Annotated in this window: 2 protein-coding genes; both read right to left on the bottom strand. The window is 34.0% G+C overall.

The features are described 5' to 3' along the window. On the bottom strand, positions 1 to 796 hold a 796-nt coding region (locus EF514_RS09115), incomplete at its 3' end, for an InlB B-repeat-containing protein (RefSeq protein ID WP_164845584.1). Positions 797 to 873: 77 nt separating this feature from the next. Further along, entirely contained in the window at positions 874 to 7,086 is a 6,213-nt protein-coding gene (locus EF514_RS09110) for an S-layer homology domain-containing protein (RefSeq protein WP_127725140.1), read from the bottom strand. Positions 7,087 to 7,092 lie beyond the last annotated feature (6 nt).

Genomic DNA, 7,092 nt, shown 5'->3' with positions numbered 1-7,092 from the left:
ACTTAACTATTCTTTCAGGTGACTTCCATTGGGCATAAAGTATGGTATCTTCTGTTATATTAAATGTATCCCCTAATACATATGCAATTCCACTTCCATCTGCACTTGTATTCCAACCTGTAAAGTCAGCAGTTCCTTTCTCCAAGTTTCCTTTATCCAGTACTATTACTTCATTTCCTGGCATATATTTATTAGAATCTACTGGTGCTTCTCCTGAAGTATTATCATTTCCATCGTAAGTCACACTAAATTCCGATCCTTCAGGAATATAATTATAAATAACTGCTAAATCAGAAACTGTCGCTGGTAAAGGTAAATCAAAATCAAATTTTTCCTTAAATCCTTCTACTAAAACATACTGTGTTGGATCAGGATTTTCAACTTCAATAGTATAGGTTCCATGAGGAAGCCAATCTGAAGTATAAGTACCAGGAATTAACTTTTCAGATTCAATTACATCTCCCGTGTTTTTATTAGTTACTGTAAGCTTTACATCTAACAATTTTCTTCTTGGATATCCAGGATAACTCGGATCATCATATTCTACATATACTTCCAATCCAAAAAAATCTTTTGGCCCTATTGGTGTATCTGTATCTCTTTTGCTAATTCTACTGTTACTATGGTCGACACCCTCATTTTCACTATGAGTTTTAATAATATTATTCGCACCATTAAGATAAGTATCTAATGTAGCATTATCATTTTCATTAGCAAATACAGGCACAAAATTTGCGAGAATCATAATAATCGCTAGAATTAAACTCAATTTCTTTTTAATTTGACCTTTGTTCACTTCTTCCTCCTTAATGATTTTATTTTGATACTATATGGGTAAATATGTTTTCCATATAGTATCAAAATATTTATTTTTTACATTTTGCTGGCTTCAAGCATATCATAATAGTACCAATCACTTTTGTTTAAGTCACTGTACTTATTGGAAAGTTTGTCCAGCTCTTTTTCTACTATTACTCTTCCTTCCATCTTATTTACTATGCTTGTCACTTCCGCTCTACTTATATACTTATCAGGTTTAAAGCTACCATCTTCATAGCCACTTATCCAACCCTTAGTATATACGCTCTTTATACTCTCTTCTGACCAATGTCCTACTATGTCTTTAAATGGTGCTTCTCCTCCTGTTAACTCTTTATACCTTGACACTACCGTTGTAAATTCTCCTCTGGTAATGTTCTGTTCAGGTTTAAAACTACCATCTTCATAGCCTTCCATCAATCCTACTTCACTTACATAGTTGATATAATCTTCATACCAACTTCCTGCCTTTACATCAGTATAACTTGTCTTTGTCGTTGCTTCTGCTTTATTTAATCTTGCCAGTATTGCAGCTACTTCCCCTCTGGTTATGTTTGCTTTTGGTCTTATACTTCCGTCTTCATAACCTCTTAGATAGCCTGTCTTTGTTATTTCTGATGTCTTATTTTCCCCATTAGCCTTCTCTTCTGTCTTAGCTGTTGTGTCAGTTGCTACTACTTTATTGTCTTCCTTCTTTTCTACTGAAGTTGTTGTGTTTGTACTCTTATCTTTTTCTGTCGTTTCTTTATCATCAACTTCTTTCTTGTCAACATCTTTGTCTACTTCTGTCTCTTTTGAATCTTCTTCATTATCTGTTGTTTCTTCTAATGCTACTTTATTAAAGAATAAACTTACCTCGGAGTCTTCTTCTGATGCAGGTAAACTAAATTCTTGCACCGGTGGATCTAAAGCATCTGGTACAAATATATTTTTATCCGGATTTTGTACTTCTGCTACATAGTCACCATATGGTAAAACTACTGTTGTTTCCCCCATATTATTGGTATTTTGATTTAGAACTACTTTTCCCGTTGATTTGTCTTTAATAGTTATTTCTTGGTTACTTAATCTAATGTTTTTTACCATTTCAGGATCTGTTATTTTATCTTCATACAACACACTTACTGTAACAAAGTCCTTATTAACATCATCCTGACCTATAGATGTTCTAAGAATAGTATTTTGGGCTATACTTGACTCTAATACATAACTATCAACATTTGGTAAACTCCTATACGTCGCTGGTGATGAAGATGAAATCCTATTGGCCACAATTAATGTGTTTATTGTTCCTTCATTAACAGTTACCATAACAGGCGTTTTACTTAACCTGTGATATGGTGGTGCTTTTGTTTCAATAAAGTAATATTCGCCAGCTGGTATATTCTTTATTGTAAATGCTCCATTTCTTCCTGTTTCCCATTTGCCTAAAGATTTACCATCTGATTTAAACAACTCAAATTCTGCATTTGGCAAACTCCAACTCGAATCAGTGTTATTGGTTTTTAACAGTCTTAATCCTGATGGCCCAAAGTTTACACCATCATCGGGCACTGGAACTTTATCTACATACGCCACATTTCCAATTTGAGTTCCCACTATTGCATTATAGTTTGCTGCAACTGTTATTGTCATTGTAAAAGTTTCACCATGATTTATTTCCGGTATCAGATATTCTATCTTATTTCCCACTCTTGTTACTTGTCCACCATCAGATAAAACTACACTTAGTATATCTAACTCTCTTGGGATGTCATCTTCTATTTTTACATTTTTAAGTTTTATATTTCCAATATTCTTAGTGGTAATTTCATAGATATATTTATCACCATAATCTACTGCATAACTTTCATCTATCGGTTCATATACAGGTTCTTTATTTGTTCCTTCATTGATATTTCTTTTTGCAACTTTATTATTTTCTAAAGCTGTTACTTCTATTAGTCTATCAGGAACTTTTTCTCCATCTACTACAGCTATATTCTGAATCTCTGTTCCTATTGCGACATTATCTTTTACTTTTACCTTAATTTCCATTGTAAAGTTGCTCTTTGCCAATATTTCAGGAACTATATAGCTTACCTCGTTCCCTTTTTTCTCGGCATTCCCGCCATCTGATAATTTTACTTCTAATATTTCCAAGCTTTCAGGAACTTTGTCAACTATTGGAGTGTTTTTAATTGCGTAACTTGTTGGATTTGTCAACGTTATAGTATAGGTGAATTCATCTTTTGGTTTAACGCCTTGATCTTCATCTAAACTATTTGTTTTTGTAGGATCTGTAGATAAATATGTGTTCGTTACTGTATAGTTATATCCTTTTTCAGTTTTTTCCTCAACAATATCCTTTGCATAATTAAGTGGTACATTAGGCTCTTTTACATAATAGTCAAACTCTCTTCCACTCGGATCATGTTTTGCTAGCTTCAAAAATTCTTGTGTTACCGACTCTCCTAACATTCCATCTTCTATATCTAAGTGTCCTATCTTTTCATCAATTTCAGTACCATCTAACTCTACACCTTTTCTCCACAATTCTATAACAGTCTCTGGTTTAGGTCCGCCATCCCAAATCTTAGTTATATTAATTGTTAAGCCATTCGGATCATCTGTTCCACCTTTTCTACTATTAGTTACTACAAATCTAGGGGTTTTTGCCTGATCCTTTTCTACTGTTAATTCTGTTGGTTCATAACTTGGAACATATCCATGTGTAACTGTCTCTTCTACTGTATAGTCCCCGTAGTATAGATTTCCTACCGAAATGATTTCTCCCGCTTTTATTGTTACCGGAATCTCATTTTCATACTCATCTGTCACGACTACTGTAAATTCTATTGGTTCACTTACTGATCTTTTTGACCTTGTTGTTTCTAACTCGTTCTTTAAGATCTTTTCTACGTCCAGTTTCCCCGCTTTGTCATCTCCTGTTACTACTGTATTAGTTATGGAGTTTGTTGCAAAGTCATATTCTCCTAAAATCCAGTTTGCATTACTTGCCTTATCTTCCTTAAACTCCTCTTTTGCTGAGTAGATATATTTTACTCCTGCTGCATTGGTCTCAGGTAGATTATTCCAAGTTGCTGTTGTTGTCGTTCCATTTACTTCTTTGGTTTCTACATCAGGAACTGCAACACGGTCTTTTTCCTCTTCACCTTCTAAGTGTCTCATTAGAGTTAGAACCATTGTAGGTCTGGTTACAGTCTCGTCACCTTCCCAGCTCTTTGTTACAGTAAATTCAGGAATTATTGGGCTTGTGTATTTATTGGTTACTGTAAATACTAATTTGTTTCCTGTTACTGCTCCTTCAGGAGTTATTGTTGCCTCATAGTTTTCAGGTACTGTTGGCTCTTCTACATAGTATTGATATTCGCGACCTTTTTCATCATGTTTTGCTTGTTTTTCAAATTCAAACTTAAGTGTATCTTTCGTTACTTTTAAGGTCTTGGTAAAGTCATCATCAATTATGTCTTTTTCTACTCCGCCTTCTTCCACTACTACTTTTCTCTTTAATAATAGTGTTGTATCAGGCTTTGGTCCATCTTCCCATACCTTATTTATTTCTATGTCTACTCTATTTGGGTCTTCAGGATTATCTTCATCTCTACTATTGGTTACTACAAACTTAGGATTTTCTGTTTGATCCTTAGTTACTGTTACTTTTTCCGGTGCATAACTTGGGATATATCCATTCGTATCTTCTTCTTTTACTGTGTAGTCTCCATAGTATAGATTTTCTATAGTCTTTGTTTCTCCTGCAAAGATATCTACTGATGTCTCATTATCATACTCATCTGTTACTATTATCTTAAATTTTATTTGATTAGATACTGAACGCTTAGTTCTATTGCTATCTTCATTCTTTAAGATCTTTTCTACGTCCAGTTTTCCTGCCTTGTCATCTCCTGTTACTACTGTATTAGTTATGGAGTTTGTTGCAAAGTCATATTCTCCTAAAATCCAGTTTGCATTACTTGCCTTATCTGTTACAAAGCTCTCTTTTACATAGAAAGTATATTCTCTTCCGTTAATATCTGTCTTATCCAAGTCTGTCCAGATTGCTTCTGTTATTACTCCATCTACTTTCTTTACTTCTGCTCCAGGAACTTTTTCATCTAGTTCTGTTCCTATCTTTCTCCACAACTCAAAGTTCATTTCAGGGCGAGTTACTGTTTCGTCTCCTTCCCATATCTTCCTTGCTTTAAATTCCGGAAGTTTTGGTATTACATAGGTATTTGTTACAGTAAATCCTGTAGCCTTATCTCCTTTGATCTCTGTTGTATAGTTTTCTACTTCAGCTTCTTTTACATAGTAGTTAAATTCTCTTCCTGTTGGATCGTGTTTTGCCAGTTCTTCAAAGGTCTCTTCAATCTTCGTTGCATTGGCTGTGAATTCTCCTACTTTTTCATTTATTTCAGAACCTTCCAAGTTTTGTCCGCTTCTCCAAAGTTCTATTACTGTATCCGGCTTTGGTCCGTTTTTCCAGTCTTTTGTTACTTTGATGTTCTCAGTTGTTTCTTTTGCTCCGGTTTGAGTATTAATAACTGTTACTTTATTTTCTTCTGCATTATTTATCGTTACTTTTGCAGGTTCTACTGTTTCTGAACTTTCTCCTACCTTGTAGCTTGGTGTATAACCATTAGCTTCTAATTCTGTTACTGTATATTCACCATAATATAAGTTTTCAAGATCTTTTATTCCTCCAGCTGCCAAATTAATTTCTTCTGAATATCCGTGTGGTCCTGTTACTTGAATCTTAAAACTTATAGGATTATTCGCTGCTCTTTTAATTCTTAGATTAAAATCATTATGGAATTCTTTAGTAACTCTTAACTTACCATCAGGCATTTTTACAGTTGCTGAGGCTTTTAATGTACCTTCTTCTGATTCATCTGATATCCAAGCTACACCACCATAAACTACAACTGTCTTACCGTTGTTTAAGACTAATTCTTTACCATCAGCTGTCTTTCTAATGTTAACTTTATCAATCGGCGTTAACACTCCATCATATATTTTTAATTTGTTTGTTGTAGCTGTGTTTTTAATTACTCCATTGTCAATAGAAGTAACTGTAGCTTTATACTTATAGGTTCCGGTTTGACCGGGAGCTAAAGTATCTGTTATTACTATGTCATTTCCTTCTTTATTTACACTTTCTTCTATTGTCAAACCTACTTGTATAGGATCAACTATTTTTATGGGAATTGAAGCATTACTAGTATTTGTTAAGGTAATCTCATACTCTACTTCATCTCCTACAGTTGCCTGTACTTCTTTATAGAAGTTTTCTCCTTCTACCGGTCCTAATCCATTATTTGGTTTGGTAATATTTCTTACATTTTTTGTTAGACTTTCAATTCCTCCTAATGGTCCTTGAGGTTTGGCAATTTCATAAAATTCCAATGTTATTGTAGGTATATCTTCTCCGCTTCCTCCACCTGATGGACTTACCTTTAAATAACCTTCTAATGATACTCCATTTACTTCATTTACCATAGAACTTGTATCAAAAGAAATACCGAATGTAGTCTCTAAATAACTGTTTAAATCAGTATATCCAGTAACTTTTACGGGTATTTCTACATCTATACCTGCTTTTAAGTTTTCTCTGGTAAATTCATACTCTTTCGGTGATAACCTATCTGTAACATCACTACCAGGTAAGATATTATCTCCTTCATCAGTAATAATTTCATTATCACCTTCATACTGTGCTTTTAAACCTATAGTTAAATTTTCTTTTAAAAGCTGTTCTATTTTATTTTCACTGCCCACTAAAGGTGTGTAGTTTGCAATAAATCTAATATCTACACTTAGTTCCTCAGCTTGATTTGAGTCTATACTTCTTGTTACTCGTCTTAAAAAATTCGGCTCTTCTTTTTCCACTAATTCGATTGCTTCTTGAATTGCTTCTGTTAAATCTACTAGCGGATCTTCACTATCTATTGTAAATCTAACTTCTCCACTGAATGAACCCGGATAAGAACCTGCTTTAGTTACTTCTTTAGTCTCCTCTTCAGGAATTATCTCCTCTGGTTCTTCTTCTGGGATCATATCTTCCGGAAAATCATTTTCTCCTTCATCGTTAATAATACTTTCATCCTCACTGCCTGAAACATCCGCCTCATAAACTTCTTCAGCTACTGACTCATTATCATAAGCTGCATTTATTTGAGCAAAAGCTTCAACCGGTGTGGAGAGAAGAATTATCAATGCCAATAAAAGCGATATTCTCTTTGATATTCCTTTCATCGCATTAAACATATTTCT

It is taken from the genome of Anaerosphaera multitolerans (assembly GCF_004006535.1).
Lineage (GTDB): Bacteria > Bacillota > Clostridia > Tissierellales > Peptoniphilaceae > Anaerosphaera > Anaerosphaera multitolerans.
The sequence above is the reverse complement of the archived record's forward strand: the minus strand, read 5'-3'. Positions and strand labels throughout refer to the sequence as shown.

Bases quoted from the DNA above. Each gene is read 5' to 3' on its own strand.
- EF514_RS09110 (WP_127725140.1), bottom strand. From the start codon at position 7,086: ATGTTTAATGCGATGAAAGGAATATCAAAGAGAATATCGCTTTTATTG.